The following is a 19,232-nucleotide window of genomic DNA, read 5'->3' as shown; positions in this document are numbered from 1 at the left end:
ATCCTTCAGGTGTCGCGCGCGATCTCGCAGCGTACCTGTGCGCGCTCCAGCAATTCGGGAAAAGGCGGCGGCGGCGCGGCGTCGGTGAACAGGCAGTCGATCTGCGAGAGCTTCGCCAGCTCGATCATCGCCGGCCGGTTGAACTTGCTGGCGTCGGCCGCCAGCCAGACTTCACGCGCCTGGGCGATGATGGTCTGCGCCACCTTCACCTCGCGCAGGTCGAAGTCGCGCAAGGTGCCGTCGTCCTCGATGCTCGAGACGCCGATCAGCGCGATGTCGACCTTGAACTGGCGGATGAAGTCGACCGTCGCCTCGCCCACGATGGCGCGGTCGCGCAGCCGCACCGAGCCGCCCGCCACGATCACCTCGCAGGCCGGGTTGTCGCTCAGGATGCTGGCCACGTTGAGGTTGTTGGTGATCACCCGAAGCCCGGTATGGCGCAGCAGCGCCTTGGCGATCGCCTCGGTCGTGGTGCCGATGTTGAGGATCAGCGAGCAGTCGTTGGGCACCCGGGCCGCCACCGCGCGCGCGATCCGCGCCTTGCCCTCGGCGTGCAGCGTCTCGCGCTGCTGGTAGCCGATGTTCTCGGTGGTCGAGCTCGGCACCCGCACGCCGCCGTGGAAGCGGGCCAGCAGGCCTTCGTCGGCCAACCGCTGGACGTCGCGGCGCACCGTCTGGAGCGTGACGCCGAGCATGTCGGCGAGCTGCTCGACCGTGATCGAGCCGCGCGAGCGGACGGTGTTGAGAAGCTTGAGCTGGCGCGGGTTGGAATTCACGGGAAAAGAGGAAAGCGGCGCGTCCTACTTTAGAACGAACAAAAACGAATGGACTTTAGGGTTAACGACTAGGAAAATCGCGTCATAAGGAACCAGAATGAAAAGATTCGAAAGCGAAAAGCCCCTTGATCGTGAACTAAGTCACATCGGATCGGAACCTCTCGCCGTGAGTGCCACCGCCTCGCCACAGACCCCGCTCGCCACCGACTGCGACGTGCTGATCGTCGGCGGCGGCATCAACGGCTGCGGCATCGCGCGCGACCTCGCGGGCCGCGGCTGGCGGGTCGTGCTGTGCGAGAAGGACGACCTTGCGGCCCACACCTCGTCCTCGTCGACCAAGCTGATCCACGGCGGCCTGCGCTACCTCGAGTACTACGAGTTCTCGCTGGTGCGCAAGGCGCTGCAGGAGCGCGAGGTGCTGCTCAAGAGCGCGCCGCACATCATGTGGCCGCTGCGCTTCGTGATGCCGCACGACCCCTCGATGCGGCCGGCCTGGATGATCCGCATCGGCCTGTTCCTGTACGACCACCTGGCCAAGCGCGAGGTGCTGCCGGGCTCGCGCACCGTCGACCTGCGCCGCCACGAGGCCGGTGCACCGCTCAAGCCCGCCTTCAAGCGCGGCTTCGTCTATTCCGATGGCTGGGTCGACGATGCGCGGCTGGTGGTGCTGAACGCGATCGACGCCCGCGCCCGCGGCGCCGAGGTGTTGACCCGCACCCGTTGCGCGAGCGCGCAGCGCGGTGCCGAAGGCTGGACCGCGGTGCTCGAAGGCCCCGACGGCCGGCGCACGGTGCGTGCCCGCGCCGTGGTGAATGCCGCCGGCCCCTGGGCCGAGGCCTTCCTGCGCGGCGTGGCGCACTCGGCGCAGGGCGAGGCGCTGGCGACCCGGCACCTGCGGCTGGTCAAGGGCAGCCACATCGTGGTGCCGCGCGTCTTCGGCCACGACCATGCCTACATCTTCCAGAACCCCGACAAGCGGATCATCTTCGCGATTCCCTACCAGGGCGACTTCACGCTGATCGGCACCACCGACATCGAGCTGCAGGGCGACGACCCGGGCGCGGCGCGCATCGGCGCCGACGAGATCGACTACCTGTGCGAGCAGGCCAGCCGTTACTTCGCGCAGCCCGTGAAGCCGTCGGACGTGGTCTGGACCTATTCCGGCGTGCGGCCGCTGCTCGACGATGCCTCGGGCGACCCGTCGGCCGTGACGCGCGACTACATGCTCGAATCGAACACCGCGGCGGCGCCGCTGCTGTCGGTCTGGGGCGGCAAGATCACCACCTTCCGCAAGCTGGCCGAGGACGCCGCCGACGAGGTCGGGCGTATGCTGGGCGAAACCCGCAGCGCCTGGACCGAGGGCGCCTTCATGGCCGGCGGCGACCTCGCCGACTGGATCGGCGCCACCACCCGCAGCACGCGCCCCGACGACGACTTCGAACGCTTCGTGGCGGCCGTGCAGGCGCGGCACCCCTGGCTCGAGCCCGGGCTGGCGCGCCGCCTGGCGCGGGCCTACGGCGCCCGGATCGCCGAAGTGCTGGGCGACGCCGCCTCGATGGCCGACCTGGGGCCGGCCGTGGCCCCCGGCCTGCACGAGCGCGAACTGCACTACCTGCACGACCAGGAGTGGGCCTGCAGCGGCGACGACGTGCTCTGGCGCCGCTCGAAGCTCGGCCTGCGCTTCACGCCGCAGCAGCGCGACCAGGTGGGCGCCTGGATGCAGCGCCACGCCCGTTCGAAGGAAGGAGCCCCATGCAGCTGACACTGGACCGCGTCACCAAGAAGTCGGGTCCGCAGACCTGGCTCTACGCGCAGAGCATCGCGCCCCACAGCGGCGCGGTGACGGTACTGCTGGGCGCGACGCAGGCCGGCAAGACCAGCCTGATGCGCCTGATGGCCGGACTCGACGCGCCGACCGAAGGCAAGGTCCTGGTCGACGGGCAGGACGTGACCGGCGTGCCGGTGCGCCAGCGCAACGTGGCGATGGTCTACCAGCAATTCATCAACTACCCGTCGCTCAGGGTGGCCGACAACATCGGCTCGCCGCTCAAGCTGCGCGGCGAGAAGAACGTCGAGGCGCGGGTGCGCGAACTGGCCGACAAGCTGCACATCGGGATGTTCCTCGACCGCTATCCGGCCGAGCTGTCGGGCGGCCAGCAGCAGCGCGTGGCGCTGGCGCGCGCGCTGGCCAAGAACGCCCCCCTGATGCTGCTCGACGAGCCCCTGGTCAATCTCGACTACAAGCTGCGCGAGGGGCTGCGCGAAGAACTCACGCAGCTCTTCGCGAGCGGCGACTCGACCGTCATCTACGCCACCACCGAGCCCGGCGAGGCGCTGCTGCTCGGCGGCTACACGGCCGTGATGGATGCCGGCGAACTGCTGCAGTACGGCCCGACCGCCGAGGTCTTCCATGCGCCGCAGTCGCTGCGCGTGGCGCGCGCCTTCAGCGATCCGCCGATGAACCTGATGGCCGGCCGCGTGGTCGCCGAAGGCGTCCAGATCGAGGGCGGGCCGCTGCTGCCGCTGGCGCTGCCGGCCGGTGTCGACGGCGCGGTCACGGTCGGCGTGCGCGCCAGCGCGCTCGACGTGCAGGCGGGCGAGGGCGGCATCGCGCTGCCGGGCAAGGTCGAGCTGGCCGAGATCTCGGGCTCCGACACCTTCGTCCACGTCGAGACCCTGGTGGGTGAACTGGTCGCCCAGCTGACCGGCGTGCACCGCTTCGATCTCGGCGCGGCCGTCACGCTGTACTTCCACGCGCCGCAGGCCTATGTGTTCGACGGCGGCGAGCGGCTCGTCGTGGCGCCGGACTGGCGCCGTCCGAAAGGCTGACATGGCACGCATCGACCTCGACCTCGCCCATGCCTACCGCGCCAATCCGACGCAGGACAGCGACTATGCGCTGCTGCCGCTGCGCATGAGCTTCCGCGACGGCGGCGCCTATGCCCTGCTCGGGCCCTCGGGCTGCGGCAAGACCACGATGCTCAACATCATCTCGGGCCTGCTGGCGCCGTCGAAGGGCAGCGTCAAGTTCAACGGCCGCGACGTCACGCTCGAGACCCCGCAGCAGCGCAACATCGCCCAGGTGTTCCAGTTCCCGGTGATCTACGACACGATGACCGTGGCGCAGAACCTGGCCTTCCCGCTGCGCAACCGCAACGTGCCGGCCGAGCAGATCCGCAAGCGGGTCGGCGAGATCGCCGAGATGCTCGACATGAGCGGCCAGCTCAACCAGCGCGCGGCCGGCCTGGCGGCCGACGCCAAGCAGAAGATCTCGCTCGGTCGCGGGCTGGTGCGCAGCGACGTCTCGGCGGTTCTCTTCGACGAGCCGCTGACCGTGATCGACCCGCACCTCAAGTGGCAGCTGCGTCGCAAGCTCAAGCAGATCCATCGCGAGCTCAAGCTGACGCTGATCTACGTCACGCACGACCAGGTCGAGGCGCTCACCTTCGCCGAAGAGGTGGTGGTGATGACGCGCGGCAAGGCGGTGCAGATCGGCAGCGCCGAGGCCCTGTTCGAGCGCCCGGCCCACACCTTCGTCGGCCACTTCATCGGTTCGCCGGGCATGAACTTCCTGCCGGTGGACAGCGCGGGCGGCATGCTCGACATCGCAGGCACGCGGCTCGCGGCCACGCGCGAGTTGCCCGAGGGCGCGCTCAAGCTGGGCATCCGGCCCGAGTACGTCACGCTGGTCGAGCCCCGCACGCCGGGCGCCGTACCCGCGACGCTGACGCAGCTGCAGGACGTGGGCACCCATCTGATGCTGACCGCGCAGGTCAACGGCAGCGCCCTGAAGGCCAGGCTCGCCTCCGCGGCCGTGGTGCCGGCGCCCGGTGACACGGTCTGGCTGAAGGTCCTTGGCGCCAAGAGCTGCTTCTATCGCGACGAGGAGCTGGTGGCATGAACGGATCCAACAAGCCCCTCAACCAGAAGGCCTGGTGGCTGGTGCTGCCGGTGCTGCTGTGCGTGGCCTTCTCCGCCATCGTGCCGCTGATGACGGTCGTCAACTACTCGGTGCAGGACATCATCTCGCCCGAGCGGCGCGTGTTCGTCGGCACCGAGTGGTTCGCCGCCGTGATGCGCGACGACGAGCTGCACGCGGCGCTGTGGCGGCAGCTCGGGTTCTCGATCGCGGTGCTGGTGGTCGAGATCCCGCTGGGCATCCTGCTCGCACTGTCGATGCCGGCCACCGGCTGGAAGGCGTCCGCCGTGCTGGTGATCGTCGCGCTCTCGCTGCTGATTCCCTGGAACGTCGTCGGCACCATCTGGCAGATCTTCGGCCGGGCCGACATCGGCCTGTTCGGCTACACGCTGCAGAAGATGGGCATCGACTACAGCTACACCGGCAATGCCCGGGATGCCTGGCTGACCGTGCTGTTGATGGACGTCTGGCACTGGACGCCGCTGGTCGCGCTGCTGTGCTTCGCGGGCCTGCGCTCGATCCCCGATGCCTACTACCAGGCGGCGCGCATCGACGGCGCCAGCAAGTTCGCCGTGTTCCGCTACATCCAGCTGCCGAAGATGCGCGGCGTGCTGGTGATCGCCGTGCTGCTGCGCTTCATGGACAGCTTCATGATCTACACCGAGCCCTTCGTCCTCACGGGCGGCGGGCCCGGCAATGCCACCACTTTCCTGAGCCAGTACCTCACGCAGAAGGCGGTGGGGCAGTTCGACCTGGGGCCGGCGGCGGCGTTCTCGCTGATCTATTTCCTGATCATCCTGCTGCTGTGCTTCGTGCTCTACAACTGGATGCTGCGTGTCGGCACGCTGGACGTCGAGGAGGAAAAATGAACGAAGACCGCCTCCAGAAGCGCACTCTGTTCCTGGTGCTCTACCTCGTCTTCGCGCTGCTGCCCATCTACTGGATGGTCAACATGAGCTTCAAGACCAACGAGGAGATCCTGTCGAGCTTCTCGTTCTTTCCGCAGCAGCTCACCTGGGAGAACTACCGGCGCATCTTCACCGACGAGTCGTGGTACTCGGGGTACATCAACAGCCTGATCTACGTCGCCATCAACACCGTGATCTCGCTCACCGTCGCGCTGCCGGCGGCCTATGCCTTCTCGCGCTATTCCTTCCTCGGCGACAAGCATGTCTTCTTCTGGCTGCTGACCAACCGCATGACGCCGCCGGCCGTGTTCCTGCTGCCGTTCTTCCAGCTCTATTCGACCGTCGGGCTGATGGACACGCACCTCGGCGTGGCGCTGGCGCACCTGCTGTTCAATGTGCCGCTGGCGGTCTGGATCCTGGAAGGCTTCATGAGCGGCATCCCGCGCGAGATCGACGAGACGGCCTACATCGACGGCTACTCGTTCCCGAGATTCTTCCTCACCATCTTCCTGCCGCTGATCAAGGCCGGCGTCGGCGTCGCGGCCTTCTTCTGTTTCATGTTCAGCTGGGTCGAGCTGCTGCTGGCGCGCACCCTGACCAGCGTGAACGCCAAGCCCATCGTCGCGACCATGACCCGAACCGTCAGCGCCTCGGGCATGGACTGGGCCACGCTGGCGGCGGCCGGCGTGCTGACCATCGTGCCGGGCGCGATCGTGATCTGGTTCGTGCGGCACTACATCGCCAAGGGCTTCGCCATGGGCCGCGTCTGAGAACCGAGGAGAACACCATGTTCGATTGGATGGTCTGGACCCTGCCGGTGGCGATCTTCTTCAGCTGCATCGCGCTGATGCTGGTCGGCATGACCGTGTGGGAGCTCAAGTCCCCCACCACCTTGCGGCGCGGCTGGCTGCCGCTGGAGACCACGCGCGGCGACCGGCTCTTCATCGGCCTCCTCGTCGCGGCCTACATCAACCTGATCTTCATCGGCATCGCCGGCCGGCTCCAGGAGTGGATGGGCCTGGAGGCCGAGCCCTCGATCTGGATCAGCTTCGTCGTTTCAATGGGCGTGCTCGCGCTGGTGATGCGCAAGGGCTGACCCCATCCTTTCCACGGACCGGCTCTTCCGCTTTCCCGGAGCCGGCTCTGCAAGAACCGGGAAGCGCCATCGAGGAGACAACCATGAAGATTCGCTACACAGCAATGGCTCTTGCAGCGGCGACGTTCGCCTTGCAGAGCGCATGGGCCGGGGAGGCAGAGGCCAAGAAATGGATCGACAGCGAGTTCCAGCCGTCGAGCCTCAGCAAGGAGCAGCAGGCGGCCGAGATGAAGTGGTTCATCGACGCCGCCAAGAAGCTGCAGGACAAGGGCGTCAAGGAAGTCGCGGTGGTGTCCGAGACCATCACCACCCACGAGTACGAATCGAAGACGCTGGCCAAGGCCTTCGAGGAGATCACCGGCATCAAGGTCAAGCACGACCTGATCCAGGAAGGCGACGTGGTCGAGAAGCTGCAGACCTCCATGCAGTCGGGCAAGTCGATCTATGACGGCTGGATTTCCGATTCCGACCTGATCGGCACCCACTACCGCTACGGCAAGATCATGTCGCTGACCGAGTACATGGCCGGGGCCGGCAAGGAATGGACCAACCCCGGCCTGGACGTCAAGGACTTCATCGGCACCAGCTTCACGACCGCGCCCGACGGCCAGCTCTACCAGCTGCCCGACCAGCAGTTCGCCAACCTCTACTGGTTCCGCGCCGACCTGTTCGCGCGCCCGGACCTCAAGGACAAGTTCAAGGCCAAGTACGGCTACGAGCTCGGCGTGCCGCTCAACTGGAGCGCCTACGAGGACATCGCGGAGTTCTTCACGGTCGACGTCAAGACCATCGACGGCAAGCCGATCTACGGCCACATGGACTACGGCAAGAAGGACCCGTCGCTGGGCTGGCGCTTCACCGACGCCTGGCTGTCGATGGCCGGCACCGCCGACAAGGGCATCCCGAACGGCATGCCGGTGGACGAATGGGGCATCAAGGTGGCGGCCGACAAGTGCACGCCGGTGGGGGCCACCGTGGCGCGCGGCGGCGCGACCAATTCGCCGGCGGCGGTTTATGCACTGACCAAGTACATCGACTGGATGAAGAAGTACGCCCCCAAGGAAGCGATGGGCATGACCTTCGGCGAGGCCGGCCCGGTGCCAGCGCAGGGGCAGATCGCGCAGCAGATCTTCTGGTACACGGCCTTCACGGCCGACATGACCAAGGCCGGGCTGCCGGTGGTCAATGCCGACGGCTCGCCCAAGTGGCGCATGGCCCCCGGGCCGAACGGCCCCTACTGGAAGCAGGGCATGCAGAACGGCTACCAGGACGTCGGCTCGTGGACCTTCTTCAAGGGCCACGACGCCAACAAGACCGCGGCCGCCTGGCTCTATGCGCAGTTCGTGACCTCGAAGACGACCTCGGCGAAGAAGAGCGTGGTCGGGCTGACCTTCATCCGCGAGAGCGACATCCGGCTCGACTACTTCACCCAGAACGCCAACAAGTACGGCGGCCTGATCGAGTTCTACCGCAGCCCGGCGCGCGTGGCCTGGACGCCGACCGGCACCAACGTGCCCGACTACCCGAAGCTGGCGCAGCTCTGGTGGAAGAACGTGGCCGAGGCCGTGACCGGCGAGAAGACGCCGCAGAAGGCGATGGACACGCTGGCCGAGGAAATGGACAACGTGATGGGCCGCCTGGAGCGCGCGGGCATGGCCAAGTGCGCACCCAAGCTGGCGCCGAAGGGCGATCCGGCCAAGATGCTCAGCGACGAGCATGCGCCTTGGAAGAAGCTGGCCAACGAGAAGCCGAAGGGCGAAACCATCGACTACTCGAAGCTGCTGACGGCGTGGAAAGAGGGCAAGGTGCGCTGAGGCAGGCAGCAGGGAGGCGCGCGGGGATCGGGCATCGCCGCGCGCGCACCGTGTTTCCTGCGCCGACGGCTAACATCTTCGGATCGAAGCCCTCCAACCCGTTCGAGCCATCATGAAAATCACCGTCGAAACCACCGTTGCCGCGCCGATCGATGAAGTCTGGCGCGCCTACACCACCCCCGAGGACATCATCCAGTGGAACGCCGCGTCCGACGACTGGCACACCACGGCGGCGACCGTGGACCTGCGGGTGGGGGGTGCCTTCTCGTCGCGCATGGAGGCCAGGAATGGCAGCATGGGATTCGATTTCGCCGGCACCTACACCGAGATCGTGCCCCAGGCCCTGATCGCCTATGCCTTCGGCGAGCGGACCGGGCAGGTCGAGTTCACCGAAACTGCGGATGGCGTGAGGGTGCGCGTCACCTTCGACGGCGAGGACCAGCATCCGGTCGAGCAGCAGCGCCAGGGCTGGCAAGCCATCCTCGAGCGCTTCGCGCGGCACGTCGAGGCCGGGCGATAGATGGCGGCGGCGAAGAAGGACGCCGGGCTGAAGGCCGCACTGGACTATGTGCCCCGGTGGCTCGGCTTCCAGCTCGAACGCTACCGGCAGCCCGGGTGCTCGGTCGCGATTGCCCAGGGCCAGGAGGTGGTCGCCGAGATCGCGCTGGGTGTGGCGGACATGCGCAGCGGCAAGCCGCTCACGCCCCGACACCGCTTTCGCATCGCATCGCATTCCAAGAGCTTCACGGCCAGCGGCGTGATGCTGCTGCGCGAGCAGGGCAAGCTGGGCCTGGACGATCCCATCGGCCGCCATGTCGGCGGCCTGCACAAGGAACTCGCCAAGGCCCGCATTGGGGAGTTGCTGTCGCACGGCGCCGGCGTCGTGCGCGACGGCGCGGACAGCGGCCAGTTCCTGGATCGGCGGCCCTTTCTGTCGCGCGCCGAACTGCGCGACGAACTCTCCCGCAAGCAGCCGCTCGCGCCCGGCCTGCAACTCAAATACTCGAACCACGGCTACGGCCTGCTCGGCCTGCTGATCGAGGAGATCAGCGGCAGCGAATACCCGGCCTGGATCACGCGCCACGTGATCGAGGCCGCCGGCTTGAAGGAGACGGTGCCCGACATGCCGCAGTTGCCCAGGTCCGCGCCCCTGGCCATGGGCCACAGCGGCGAGTTTCCCTTCGGCCAGCGCCTGATCGTGCCGGGCGACAACGTCTGCCACGCGATCGCCCCGGCGGGCGGCTTCGTCTCGACGGCGTCGGACGTGGCGCGCTTCTTCGCGCAACTGGCGCCGGAGAGCAAGCACGGCATCCTCTCGCCGGCCAGCCGGCGCGAGATGATGCAGCGCCGCTGGCGCGACGACTGCAACGGCATGGAGGCCTACTACGGCTACGGCACGATGATGAACGAGCGCGGCCCCAAGGAGTGGTTCGGCCACACGGGGAGCCTGCAGGGCTTCATTTCGCGGACCGCGCGCTTCCCGTCTTCGGGCTACACCGTCACCGTGCTCACCAATGCACAGGACGGCATGGCCTATGCCTGGGTCGATGGCATCGTGAGCATTCTCTCGGCCTTCGGACGGCACGGCGCGCCCGCCAGGCGGCTGGCAGGCTGGAACGGCCGCTGGTGGTCCATGTGGGGCGCGAGCGACCTGGTCGCCATGGGCCAGGTGGTCTGCCAGGTGGCGCCGGCCATGGCCCCACCCTTCGACGCGACCACCACCGAGATCGCGGTCACCGGCAAGGACCGCGGCTTGATCCGCAAGACCTCGGCCTACAACAGCCCCGGGCAGTCGGTCCGCCGCGTGCATGACCGCAAGGGCCAGCCCTCCGAGCTCTGGGTCGGCGGCACCCAGCTGCTGCCGAAGGAGGCGATGGTGGCGGAGGCGACCCGGCGCTACCGCAAGACGCGGCCCTCCTGATTCGCCATGAACCCCAAGACCCTGCTCATCGTCTACCACTCGATGACCGGCGGCACCGCCCAGATGGCGCAGGCCGCCGCCGAGGGCGCGGGCGACGAAGCCGGCGTGCAGGTGCGCCTGCTGCCCGCGCCGCAGGCCCAGCCGGACGACGTGCTGGCGGCCCACGGCTACGTGTTCGCGACCCCCGAGAACCTGGCCGCGATGGCCGGGCTGATGAAGGATTTCTTCGATCGCTGCTACTACCCGGCGCTCGACCGCCTGAACGGCCGGCCCTACGCCGCGCTGGTGTGTGCGGGCAGCGACGGGCAGAACGCGGCGCGCCAGCTGGAGCGCATCGCCACCGGCTGGCGGCTGCGACGGGTCGCGCCGACGCTGATCGTCTGCACCCATGCGCAGACCCCCGAGGCGATCGCGCGGCCGAAGCAGATCGGTGTCGCCGATCTGGCGCAATGCCGCGAGCTCGGCGCGGCGCTGGCCGCCGGCCTGGCCCTGGGCGTGTACTAGCCGGCGACCGCCCGGCCCAGGTTGGCCCGGGCGGCTGCTTCCAGCCGGGTTCGCATCGGCGCCGTGAGGTAGAGCGGATCGCGGGCCAGGAAGCCGCCCAGGATCTGGCGCCGCCGAGGCTCGAAGACCGCCGGCGGCACGTGTGCGTACTCGATCCGGATCTGGCGCTCGTACTCGGCGAAGCGGGCGGGCGCCGCGCCGAGGATCGCCAGGTCGATGTCGACCAGCAGGCGGGCATCGGCGTCGACCGGCTGCGCGTCGTGGCAGGTGGCCATCACGAGCGCATGCAGGCGCTCGGCGACCTCGGCCCTCAGGTCCGCGCGCAGGGCGGCCTGCCGCGCCCAGTCGGCGCTGCGCGCCTCGTTGTCGTGCCGCTGCACGTCGTAGATCGCGTCGTGGAACCAGAGCGCCAGCGCGACTTCGGCCGGACGTTCGGCGCCGTCGCGCTCGCGCGCCAGGTGGGCGAGGCACTCACCGAGATGCTGCAGCGTGTGATAGGCGCGCTGTGCTTCGCCGTAGCGCGCCAGCAGCTCGGCCAGCAAGCCATCGTCGGGGGAGGCACCGAGCGCGCGCCAGGCTTCGGTCCACGACGCGCGCAGCGCGGCCTCGTCCACGGCTACTGCTCCATCGCGGTTCGCACTTCGCGGCCCAGGTCGATCACCGACATCGCGTAGTAGCTGCTCCAGTTGTAGCGCGTGATCACGTAGAAGTTCTTGGTGCCCGCGACATAGCTGGGCGGCTCGTAGCCGTTCTGCAGTTCGATCAACGCCAGCAGGCCGGGGTGGCGCAGCGCCTCGCCCTGGAGCAGCGCACCGCCGGCGACGAAGGCATCGACGCTGAAGGTCGGCACGATGTCCGGCGCCAGCAGCACCTGCTTCTGCAGCCGCGCGGCGTCGAAGCCCACGGGAAAGACCGGCGCCACGCCCGGCTGCCAGCCGAAGCCCTTGAAATAGCTCGCCACCGAGCCGATCACGTCGGCGGGGTTGTGGACCAGGTCGATTCGGCCGTCGCCATCGAAATCCACCGCGTACTTCGCGATGCTGCTCGGCATGAACTGCGGCATGCCCATGGCGCCCGCATAGCTGCCCAGCGGCACCAGCGGGTTTTCGGCGGTGCGGCTCTCGGTGCTGAGAAAACTCTCGAGCTCGCCGCGGAAGAAGGCCTGCCGTTCGGCCGCGCGCGGGTGGGCCTCGGGAAAGTCGAAGGCCAGCGTGGCCAGCGCGTCGATCACGCGGAAGCTGCCCATGTTGCGGCCGTAGATGGTCTCGACGCCGACGATGCCGACGATGATCTCGGGCGGCACGCCGTAGGCCGCCTCGGCACGCGACAGCGTGGCGGCGTTGTCGCGCCAGAAGCGCACGCCGGCCGCGATCCGCACCGGGTCGATGAAGCGGCTGCGGTAGACCTGCCAGTTCTTCGGCGTGCCGCTCGGTGCCGGCAGCATCAGCCGCGGCACGTTGGGGAGCTGCCGTGCGTTGCCGATGGTCGCGCGCACCCAGGCCGGATCGAGGCCGCGCCGCGGCGCCACCTCGTCGGCGAACGCCATCGCGTCGGCGCGGGTGGCATAGGGGACGCCGCCGCGCACGGCCGTGCCGCGCTTGTCCTTCGCGGCCTGGGCCGCGGCCGGCACCGGCGCGAGAAAGGTGGCCGCCAGCAGCAGGGCCGGCAGGGCGTGGGAAAGAAGGCTTCGCATCGCGTCGATTGTGCCGTTGCGGCGTCCGCCGCCACCGAACGTCACATGCGGTTTCAGCGCGGCCATGCGAGCCGCCGGAATTCGCTGCGCAGGGCCGACAGGGCATCGCCCGGCGCCTTGGCATAGCGTTGCGCCTCCAGGCGCAGCAGCCATTGGCGCACCGGCTCCGCGCCGCTGCCGAAGCGCTCCGACAGCCGGGCCGCCAGCTGGCGCGGCGAGGCGCTGTCGGGCGCCTCGACGCCGGCCCGCCGCAGCCGTTGGCGAGCCCGGCCCAGCAGCCGCAGCCAGGGGTCGTGCTGGCTGCGCTCCCAGAGCGTCCAGCCGGCGCCCGCGAGGCTGGCGACCACCAGCAGCGCGAGCAGCACCAGCGCCAGGTCCTGCAGGCTGGGCGCCGCGAAGCCGAGCGTCTTGAGCAGGTCCAGCTGGCGGCTCTGGGTGTAGTTCAGCACCCACTGGTTCCAGCCGTTGTTGACCGCCTCCCACGCGGCGCGCAGGTTCTGCGACAGGGTCGGGTTCATGGCGCCGATGGCGCCGGCGATCAGCCCGGGCTGCGGCGCCAGGCGGCGGAACTGGCCGACCCGGTCGGGCGAGATCGCGCCGGTCGGGTCGACCCGCACCCAGCCGGCGCCTTGTTGCCAGACCTCGGCCCAGGCATGGGCGTCGCTGTTGCGCACCACCCAGAAGTTGTCGACGCCGTTGATCTCGCCGCCCTGGTAGCCGGTGACGATGCGCGCCGGAATGTCCAGGGCGCGCATCAGCACCACGAAGGACGAGGCGATGTGCTCGCAGAAGCCGGCCTTGCGGTCGAACCAGAACTCGTCGGCGCTGTCGTCGCCGAACAGGCCCGGCTCCAGCGTGTAGGCATAGCCGCCGGTGCGCAGCCGCTGCAGCACGTTCTGCACCAGGGCCGGGGTCGAGGCGCCGGCCAGCGCCGGGTCGGCGCGCATCTGCGCCGCCAGCGCCACGGTGCGCGGGTTCGAGCCCGGCGGCAGCGCCACCTCGTCCTGCAGCACCGCGCTGCGCCGCGTCGGGCCGCTCTCGAACTCGGCGTAGCTCTCGGCGCGGTAGCGCACCATGTCGCCGATCGGGCGGGTCGCGACCCACTGCAGTTCCGGGGTCGCGAACAGCTCGTAGCCCGCCAGCTCGGGCCGTCTGGGTGCGGCGTCCAGGGTGAGCACCCAGGGCCGGTTGGAGGGCTCGAGCGTGACCTCGTAGCCGACCGGGGCCCCGCGCACGCGCAGGTTGCGCGGCGCGGCGCTGCGCGAGAAGGGCGGCGGGGCGCTCCATTCGCGGCCGTCGAACCTCGACAGCACCGGGCCGCGGAAATAGAGCGTCGTGCGCGGCGGCACCCGGCCGTCGTCGAACTTGATGCGCGCGGCGATGCCTTCATCGAGCGCCAGTTCGGCCACGCTGCCCACGCGCATCGTGTTCGACAGCCCGGTGCGCCCGGTCATGGCGTCGTTCGGCGTGCCCCACAGCGGCGCCATGCGCGGAAACAGCATGAACAGCACCAGCATGATCGGCGCCCCCAGCAGCGCCATGCCGCCGGCCGTGCGCGCGGCCTGCATCAGCGGCGGTTTGCCCACCGGCATGTGGGCATTGACCAGCGCCGTCAGCAGCCCCAGCAGCGCCAGCAGCATCGCGAAGGCGGTGGCGAGCGACTGCGAATAGAAGAAGTTCGTGAGCATCGTGAAGAAGCCCAGGAAGAAGATCACGAAGGCGTCGCGGCGGGCGCGAAGCTCGAGCGTCTTGAGCGCCAGCAGGATCACCACCAGCGTGACGCCGGCATCGCGGCCCAGCAACGTGCGGTAGGTCGAGTAGGTCGCGACCAGGGTCAGCGCCAGCAGGGCGATGCGCCAGCCCCGGGCGGGCAGCGGGCGGCCCTGCACCGCCAGCGTGCCGCGCCAGAGCAGCACGATGGCGGCCAGCGTGCTGCACCACCACGGAAGGTTGGGCCCTTGCGGCAGCAGGATCAGGCCGATCACGGCCAGCAGGAAGAGGGTGTCGCGGGCCTCGCGCGGCAGGGCCTGGAGCCGGGTGCTCAGCATAGGGCCAGCGCCTCCAGGCATTGCCGCTTGTGGGCTTCGCCCTGCGACGGCGGCAGCACGCGGCCGGCGACGCGCAGGCCATAGTCCACGCCCAGCCGGTCGGCCATCAGCACCCAGGCGCAGAGCCGGGAGACCCGTGCTTCGAGGCCGGGCAGGCCGGTGGCCTGGGCGTCGAGCCAGAGCTCCTGCCGTTGGGCCTGCTGGGTGTCGCGGCTCACCAGGTCTTCCGAGCCCCGGGCCTGGGCCTGGGCGGCGCGCTTCCACACCACCAGCTTCAGCGGATCGCCGCGGCGGTAGGCGCGCACGCCGTCGTATTCGCCCGCTGCATGCGCGCGCAGCGCGGTCGAGGCGGCCTGGCCGGCCAGCGGCTCGCCGGCCGGCAGCGGCGGCGGATGGGCCTCGGGCGCCGGATACACCAGCACCTGCGAGGCTGGCCGCCACACGGTCCAGACCCGGAAGGTGCCGAGCGGAAAGCGGGTTTCCGCGGTCAGCGTGGGCACCGGGTGCAGGCCGCGTCGCTCGGGTCGGAAGGCGACCTCGACCGTGGCGCTGCCCTCGGCCGGCACGTCGCACCAGGCCCACTGGCCGCTGCGGTGCACCGCCAGGCCGATGCCGTAGCGCGTGCGCCGGCGCGTGTTGTCCAGCACCACGCGGAACACCGCGGCGGCACCGGCGTAGCGCGGCTCGGGCGTGAGCAGGTGCAAGGCCAGGCCGCGCAGCGTGCCGTGGCACACGTGCATGCCGACCGCGACGCTGCCCGCCAGCAGGAAGGTCAGCAGGTAGCCGAGGTTGAGCTGGTAGTTGATCGATGCGACCAGCAGCAGCAGCAGGGTGGCCGCCAGCATCCAGCCGGCCCGGGTCGGCACGATGTAGACGTTGCGCTGGGTCAGTTCGAGCGCATCGGACGGCGGGCGCCGGGTCAGGAACCAGCGGTCGATGCGACTGCGCAGCGGCGCGAAATAGGCTTTCCGCGCAGCGGCGCTTCGGAATTCGCCTGGGGAGCGGCCCGGCGGCTCATGCCGCTCGGCGAGCCAGGCGCGGACCGGCCCCGGCATCTTCACGGCAGCGGCACCGCCGCGATCATGGCGCGCACCTGTTCGATCGCGCCGCGGCCGGCGTCGCCGACGGGGGTGAGGCGGTGTGCGATGGTCTGCGGCAGCACCGCCTGCACGTCGTCCGGCGCCACGTAGTCGCGGTTGGCCAGCAGCGCCTGCGCCTTGGCGGCACGCAGCACCGCGATGCCGGCGCGCGGCGACAGGCCCTGCAGGAACCAGCGCCCCGAGCGGGTCGCGGCCATCAGGTCCTGCAGGTAGTTCAGCAGCGGCTCGGAGGCGTAGATTTGCTGCACCCGCTGCTGCAGCGCCGTGAGTTCCCCGGCGGTCAACAGGGCGGGCAGGCCGGCCAGCATCTCGCGCCGGTCGGCGCCCGCGAGCAATTCGCGTTCGGCGGCGCGGTCGGGGTAGCCGAGCGAGATCCGCATCAGGAAGCGGTCGAGCTGCGACTCGGGCAGGGCGAAGGTGCCCAGCTGGTCATGCGGGTTCTGCGTCGCGATGACGAAGAAGGGCGTCGGCAGCGGCCGGGTCTCGCCCTCGACCGTGACCTGCTTTTCTTCCATGGCCTCGAGCAGCGCGCTCTGGGTCTTGGGGCTGGCACGGTTGATCTCGTCGGCCAGCAGCACCTGGGCGAAGACCGGCCCGGGATGGAACACGAAGGCCTGCTGCCCGCGGTCGTAGATGGCAACCCCGGAGAGGTCGCCCGGCATCAGGTCGGCCGTGAACTGGACGCGCGAGAACTGCAGCCCGAAGGTATGCGACAGGGCATGCGCCAGGGTGGTCTTGCCGACGCCCGGCACGTCCTCGATCAGCAGGTGGCCACCCGCCAGCAGGCAGGCCACGCAGTCGCGCACCTGCGCCTCTTTGCCCACGATCACCGTGTTAAGCTGACCGAGCAAACTGGCGAGCTTCGCGGCGACGTCCATTTTTGTATCCATATGCAAACAATACCGTAAGCCCGGCGGGCCCATGCCGCGTGGGGATACGGCGTGAGTCGATCCATGGGTAAAACCGGCTATTTCACACACCGCGATTGCTGGAAGCACGACATGGGGCCGGGCCATCCCGAATGCCCCGCGCGGCTCGATGCGATCGAAGACCGATTGCTGCTCACCGGGGTCGGCGACGCCCTGGAGCGCATCGAGGTGCCGCTGGCCACCTTGCCCCAGATCACGCGGGCGCACAGCGTGGCCCACATGGAGCACCTCGAGGCGCTGAGCCAGCGCCTGGTCGAGGACGCGCCGGCCGGGGGGCCGGACCACGCGCAGATCGACCCCGACACCACGCTCACCCGCTTCACGGTGCTGGCCGCCCGGCGCGCCGCCGGCGCCGCCATCGCGGCCACCGACGCGGTGATCGGCGGCCAGGTCGACAACGCCTTCTGCGCCGTGCGCCCGCCCGGCCACCACGCCTGTCGCGACAAGGCGATGGGCTTCTGCTTCTTCAACAACATCGCGGTCGCGGTGCGCCATGCGATCGAGGCCCATGGGCTCGAGCGGGTCGCGGTGGTCGATTTCGACGTCCACCACGGCAACGGCACCGAGGACATCCTGAGCAACGACCCGCGGGTGCTGATGGTCGGGATCTTCCAGCATCCCTTCTACCCGTACAGCGGCACCGAGCACCCGGCGTCGAACATGCTCAACCTGCCGGTGCCAGCCTACACCAAGGGCATGGACGTGCGCGAGCTGATCGAGGCCTGCTGGATGCCGCGGCTGGAGGAGTTCAAGCCGCAGATGATCTTCGTCAGCGCCGGCTTCGATGCCCACCGCGACGACGAGCTCGGGCAATTGCGACTCAACGAGCACGACTTCGGCTGGATCACCGGCCGCGTGGTCGACGTCGCGCGGCGCCATTCGAAGGGCCGCATCGTCTCGATGCTGGAAGGCGGCTACAACCTCGACGCCCTGGCGCGCAGCGTCGAGGAGCACGTGCGCGTGCTCGCCGATCTCTAGCCGTCGATGAACTTCACCGAGTTCACCCAGAAGCTTTCGCAGATCGAGGCCCGCAGCGTCTGGATCGAGGTTGCCATTCTGGTCGGCTGCGTGCTGGTGGCTTGGGGCCTCTGCCGCTGGTTCGGCCGCGACCAGCCCAAGGATTCGATCTGGTTCGGCCAGCGCACCATCGACGGCCTGCTGTTTCCGCTGCTGGCACTGGTCCTCACCGACCTGGCGCGGCGCGCCACCCTGGTCTACCAGCCGGTGCTGGTGCTGCGCATCGCGGTGTCGGTGTTCGTGTCGCTGGTCGCGATCCGCTTCTTCGCCCGCGTGCTGAGCGCCGTGTTTCCGGCCTCCGCGTTGGCGCGGCTGGTCGAGCGCACCATCTCGTGGCTGGCCTGGATCGGCGCCGTGCTCTGGATCGTCGGCCTGCTGCAGCCGGTGCTGGCGGAACTCGACGAGATCACGCTGGCCTTCGGCCGCACCCGCGTCAGCCTGCGAACCATCATGGACGGCACCTTGTCGGCCGGCCTGGTGCTGGTGATCGCCCTGTGGATCTCGCAAACCATCGAGAAACGCATCCTGCGCGAGGCGGTGGCCGACCTGTCGATGCGCAAGGTGGCATCCAACGCGATCCGTGCCTTCCTGCTGCTGATCGGCCTGCTGTTCGCGCTGTCGGCGGTGGGGGTGGACCTGACCGCGCTGTCGGTGCTGGGCGGCGCGCTCGGCGTCGGCCTGGGCTTCGGCCTGCAGAAGCTGGCGGCCAACTACGTGAGCGGCTTCGTGATCCTGCTCGAGCGCTCGATCCGCATCGGCGACAACGTCCGCGTCGATGGCTTCGAAGGCCGCATCACCGACATCAAGACCCGCTACACGCTGGTGCGGGCGGGCAATGGCCGCGAGTCGATCGTGCCGAACGAATCGCTGATCACGAGCCGGGTCGAGAACCTGTCGCTGGCCGACCGCAAGTTCAACATCACGACCACCCTCGTGGTGGGCTACGACAGCGACGTGGCGCGGGTGCAGGCCATCCTGTGCGCGGCGGCGGCGGCGCAGCCGCGCGTGCTGACCGATCCGGCGCCGGTCGCCTTCCTGCTGGCCTTTGCGCCCCATGGGTTGGAGTTCACGCTCAACTTCTGGGTCGCCGATCCGGACAAGGGCCGCGACAACGTCCGCTCGGCCATCAACGTCGCCATTCTCGAAGGTCTGCGCGCCGCAGGCATTGCCATTCCCTACCCGCAGAGCGTGCTGCACGTCGAGTCGTTACCAGCCGGCACTTCTCTTGCCGATGCGGGTCGCCTATAATCGCAAAAAAGCACGACCGTTCTTTTTCTGCGGCCCCGGCCTCGCCCCTGATTGAAATGAACAGTCCTCGCGGAGGCCGGCGCCTAAAATCGCCTGCTGCCTGCAAGCCCCGGTTTCGCAATTCAATGGAGTCAAACCAATGAAGATTCTTGTTCCCGTCAAACGGGTCGTCGACTACAACGTGAAGGTGCGCGTGAAGAGCGACGGCACCGGCGTCGACATTGCCAACGTCAAGATGAGCATGAACCCCTTCGACGAG

General features: G+C 69.1%; 18 protein-coding genes and 1 pseudogene. 13 read left to right on the top strand and 6 right to left on the bottom strand.

Annotation, left to right across the window (positions count from 1 at the left end; genetic code table 11):
* Positions 1-5 precede the first annotated feature (5 nt).
* Entirely contained in the window at positions 6-776 is a 771-nt protein-coding gene (locus tag QTI33_RS28645; RefSeq protein ID WP_286509830.1) for a DeoR/GlpR family DNA-binding transcription regulator, read from the bottom strand.
* A 97-nt stretch (positions 777-873) separates the two neighbouring features.
* On the opposite strand from QTI33_RS28645, the gene glpD reads away from it, so the two are divergent.
* The 10 genes from glpD to QTI33_RS28595 all read left to right on the top strand — a co-directional run bounded on the left by glpD (position 874) and on the right by QTI33_RS28595 (position 10,938).
* Positions 874-2,538, top strand: a complete 1,665-nt coding sequence (gene glpD / locus QTI33_RS28640) for a glycerol-3-phosphate dehydrogenase (protein WP_286509829.1) — start codon at positions 874-876, stop codon at positions 2,536-2,538.
* Positions 2,529-3,605, top strand: coding sequence for an ABC transporter ATP-binding protein (locus QTI33_RS28635; RefSeq protein ID WP_286509828.1), 1,077 nt, complete (start codon positions 2,529-2,531; stop codon positions 3,603-3,605). The genes glpD and QTI33_RS28635 overlap by 10 nt, the downstream gene beginning before the upstream one ends.
* 1 nt (position 3,606) lies before the next feature.
* Positions 3,607-4,677, top strand: coding sequence for an ABC transporter ATP-binding protein (locus tag QTI33_RS28630; protein WP_286509827.1), 1,071 nt, complete (start codon positions 3,607-3,609; stop codon positions 4,675-4,677).
* The gene (locus QTI33_RS28625; RefSeq protein WP_286509826.1) at positions 4,674-5,564 is read left to right on the top strand and encodes a carbohydrate ABC transporter permease; all 891 of its coding nucleotides are present in this window, start codon (positions 4,674-4,676) and stop codon (positions 5,562-5,564) included. The genes QTI33_RS28630 and QTI33_RS28625 overlap by 4 nt, the downstream gene beginning before the upstream one ends.
* Positions 5,561-6,373: a carbohydrate ABC transporter permease gene (locus tag QTI33_RS28620; protein WP_286509825.1), complete on the top strand. Its 813-nt coding sequence runs from the start codon at positions 5,561-5,563 to the stop codon at positions 6,371-6,373. Before QTI33_RS28625 ends, QTI33_RS28620 begins: the two co-directional genes overlap by 4 nt.
* Before the next feature lie 17 nt (positions 6,374-6,390).
* Entirely contained in the window at positions 6,391-6,699 is a 309-nt protein-coding gene (locus QTI33_RS28615; protein ID WP_286509823.1) for a DUF2160 domain-containing protein, read from the top strand.
* A gap of 83 nt (positions 6,700-6,782) precedes the next feature.
* Positions 6,783-8,513: an ABC transporter substrate-binding protein gene (locus QTI33_RS28610; RefSeq protein ID WP_286509822.1), complete on the top strand. Its 1,731-nt coding sequence runs from the start codon at positions 6,783-6,785 to the stop codon at positions 8,511-8,513.
* 112 nt (positions 8,514-8,625) lie between these two features.
* The gene (locus tag QTI33_RS28605; RefSeq protein WP_286509821.1) at positions 8,626-9,033 is read left to right on the top strand and encodes an SRPBCC family protein; all 408 of its coding nucleotides are present in this window, start codon (positions 8,626-8,628) and stop codon (positions 9,031-9,033) included.
* Positions 9,034-10,434, top strand: coding sequence for a serine hydrolase domain-containing protein (locus tag QTI33_RS28600; RefSeq protein WP_286509820.1), 1,401 nt, complete (start codon positions 9,034-9,036; stop codon positions 10,432-10,434). It begins immediately after the preceding gene.
* Positions 10,435-10,440: 6 nt separating this feature from the next.
* On the top strand, positions 10,441-10,938 hold the full coding sequence (locus QTI33_RS28595; RefSeq protein WP_286509819.1) for a flavodoxin family protein: 498 nt from the start codon (positions 10,441-10,443) through the stop codon (positions 10,936-10,938).
* Here the strand turns inward: QTI33_RS28595 and QTI33_RS28590 are convergent.
* Genes QTI33_RS28590 through QTI33_RS28570 form a run of 5 tightly spaced genes read right to left on the bottom strand, consistent with a single transcriptional unit; the run spans position 10,935 to position 16,657 of the window.
* A complete protein-coding gene (locus tag QTI33_RS28590; protein ID WP_286509818.1) occupies positions 10,935-11,552 on the bottom strand; it encodes an HD domain-containing protein in 618 nt (205 codons plus the stop codon). The two genes, QTI33_RS28595 and QTI33_RS28590, sit on opposite strands and share 4 nt — an antisense overlap.
* A 2-nt stretch (positions 11,553-11,554) precedes the next feature.
* Positions 11,555-12,631, bottom strand: coding sequence for a lytic murein transglycosylase B (gene mltB / locus QTI33_RS28585; RefSeq protein ID WP_286509817.1), 1,077 nt, complete (start codon positions 12,629-12,631; stop codon positions 11,555-11,557).
* Between the two features lie 53 nt (positions 12,632-12,684).
* Positions 12,685-14,679, bottom strand: a complete 1,995-nt coding sequence (locus QTI33_RS28580) for a transglutaminase TgpA family protein (RefSeq protein ID WP_286509816.1) — start codon at positions 14,677-14,679, stop codon at positions 12,685-12,687.
* The gene (locus tag QTI33_RS28575) at positions 14,673-15,734 is read right to left on the bottom strand and encodes a DUF58 domain-containing protein (RefSeq protein ID WP_286510025.1); all 1,062 of its coding nucleotides are present in this window, start codon (positions 15,732-15,734) and stop codon (positions 14,673-14,675) included. Before QTI33_RS28575 ends, QTI33_RS28580 begins: the two co-directional genes overlap by 7 nt.
* Before the next feature lie 2 nt (positions 15,735-15,736).
* Positions 15,737-16,657 carry an AAA family ATPase gene (locus tag QTI33_RS28570; protein WP_286509815.1) on the bottom strand — a complete coding sequence of 307 codons (921 nt, stop codon included), beginning with the start codon at positions 16,655-16,657 and terminating at the stop codon, positions 15,737-15,739.
* A 75-nt stretch (positions 16,658-16,732) separates the two neighbouring features.
* Here QTI33_RS28570 and QTI33_RS28565 point away from each other — a divergent pair, with 75 nt between their 5' ends.
* The 3 genes and pseudogenes from QTI33_RS28565 to QTI33_RS28555 form a co-directional block, all read left to right on the top strand.
* On the top strand, positions 16,733-17,686 hold the full coding sequence (locus QTI33_RS28565; RefSeq protein WP_286509813.1) for a histone deacetylase family protein: 954 nt from the start codon (positions 16,733-16,735) through the stop codon (positions 17,684-17,686).
* A 6-nt stretch (positions 17,687-17,692) separates the two neighbouring features.
* A complete protein-coding gene (locus QTI33_RS28560; RefSeq protein ID WP_286509812.1) occupies positions 17,693-18,973 on the top strand; it encodes a mechanosensitive ion channel family protein in 1,281 nt (426 codons plus the stop codon).
* A 139-nt stretch (positions 18,974-19,112) separates the two neighbouring features.
* Positions 19,113-19,232, top strand: a pseudogene (locus QTI33_RS28555) (electron transfer flavoprotein subunit beta/FixA family protein); the annotation flags it as partial.

This window comes from Variovorax davisae, assembly GCF_030316845.1.
GTDB lineage: Bacteria > Pseudomonadota > Gammaproteobacteria > Burkholderiales > Burkholderiaceae_C > Variovorax > Variovorax davisae.
The sequence above is the reverse complement of the archived record's forward strand: the minus strand, read 5'-3'. Positions and strand labels throughout refer to the sequence as shown.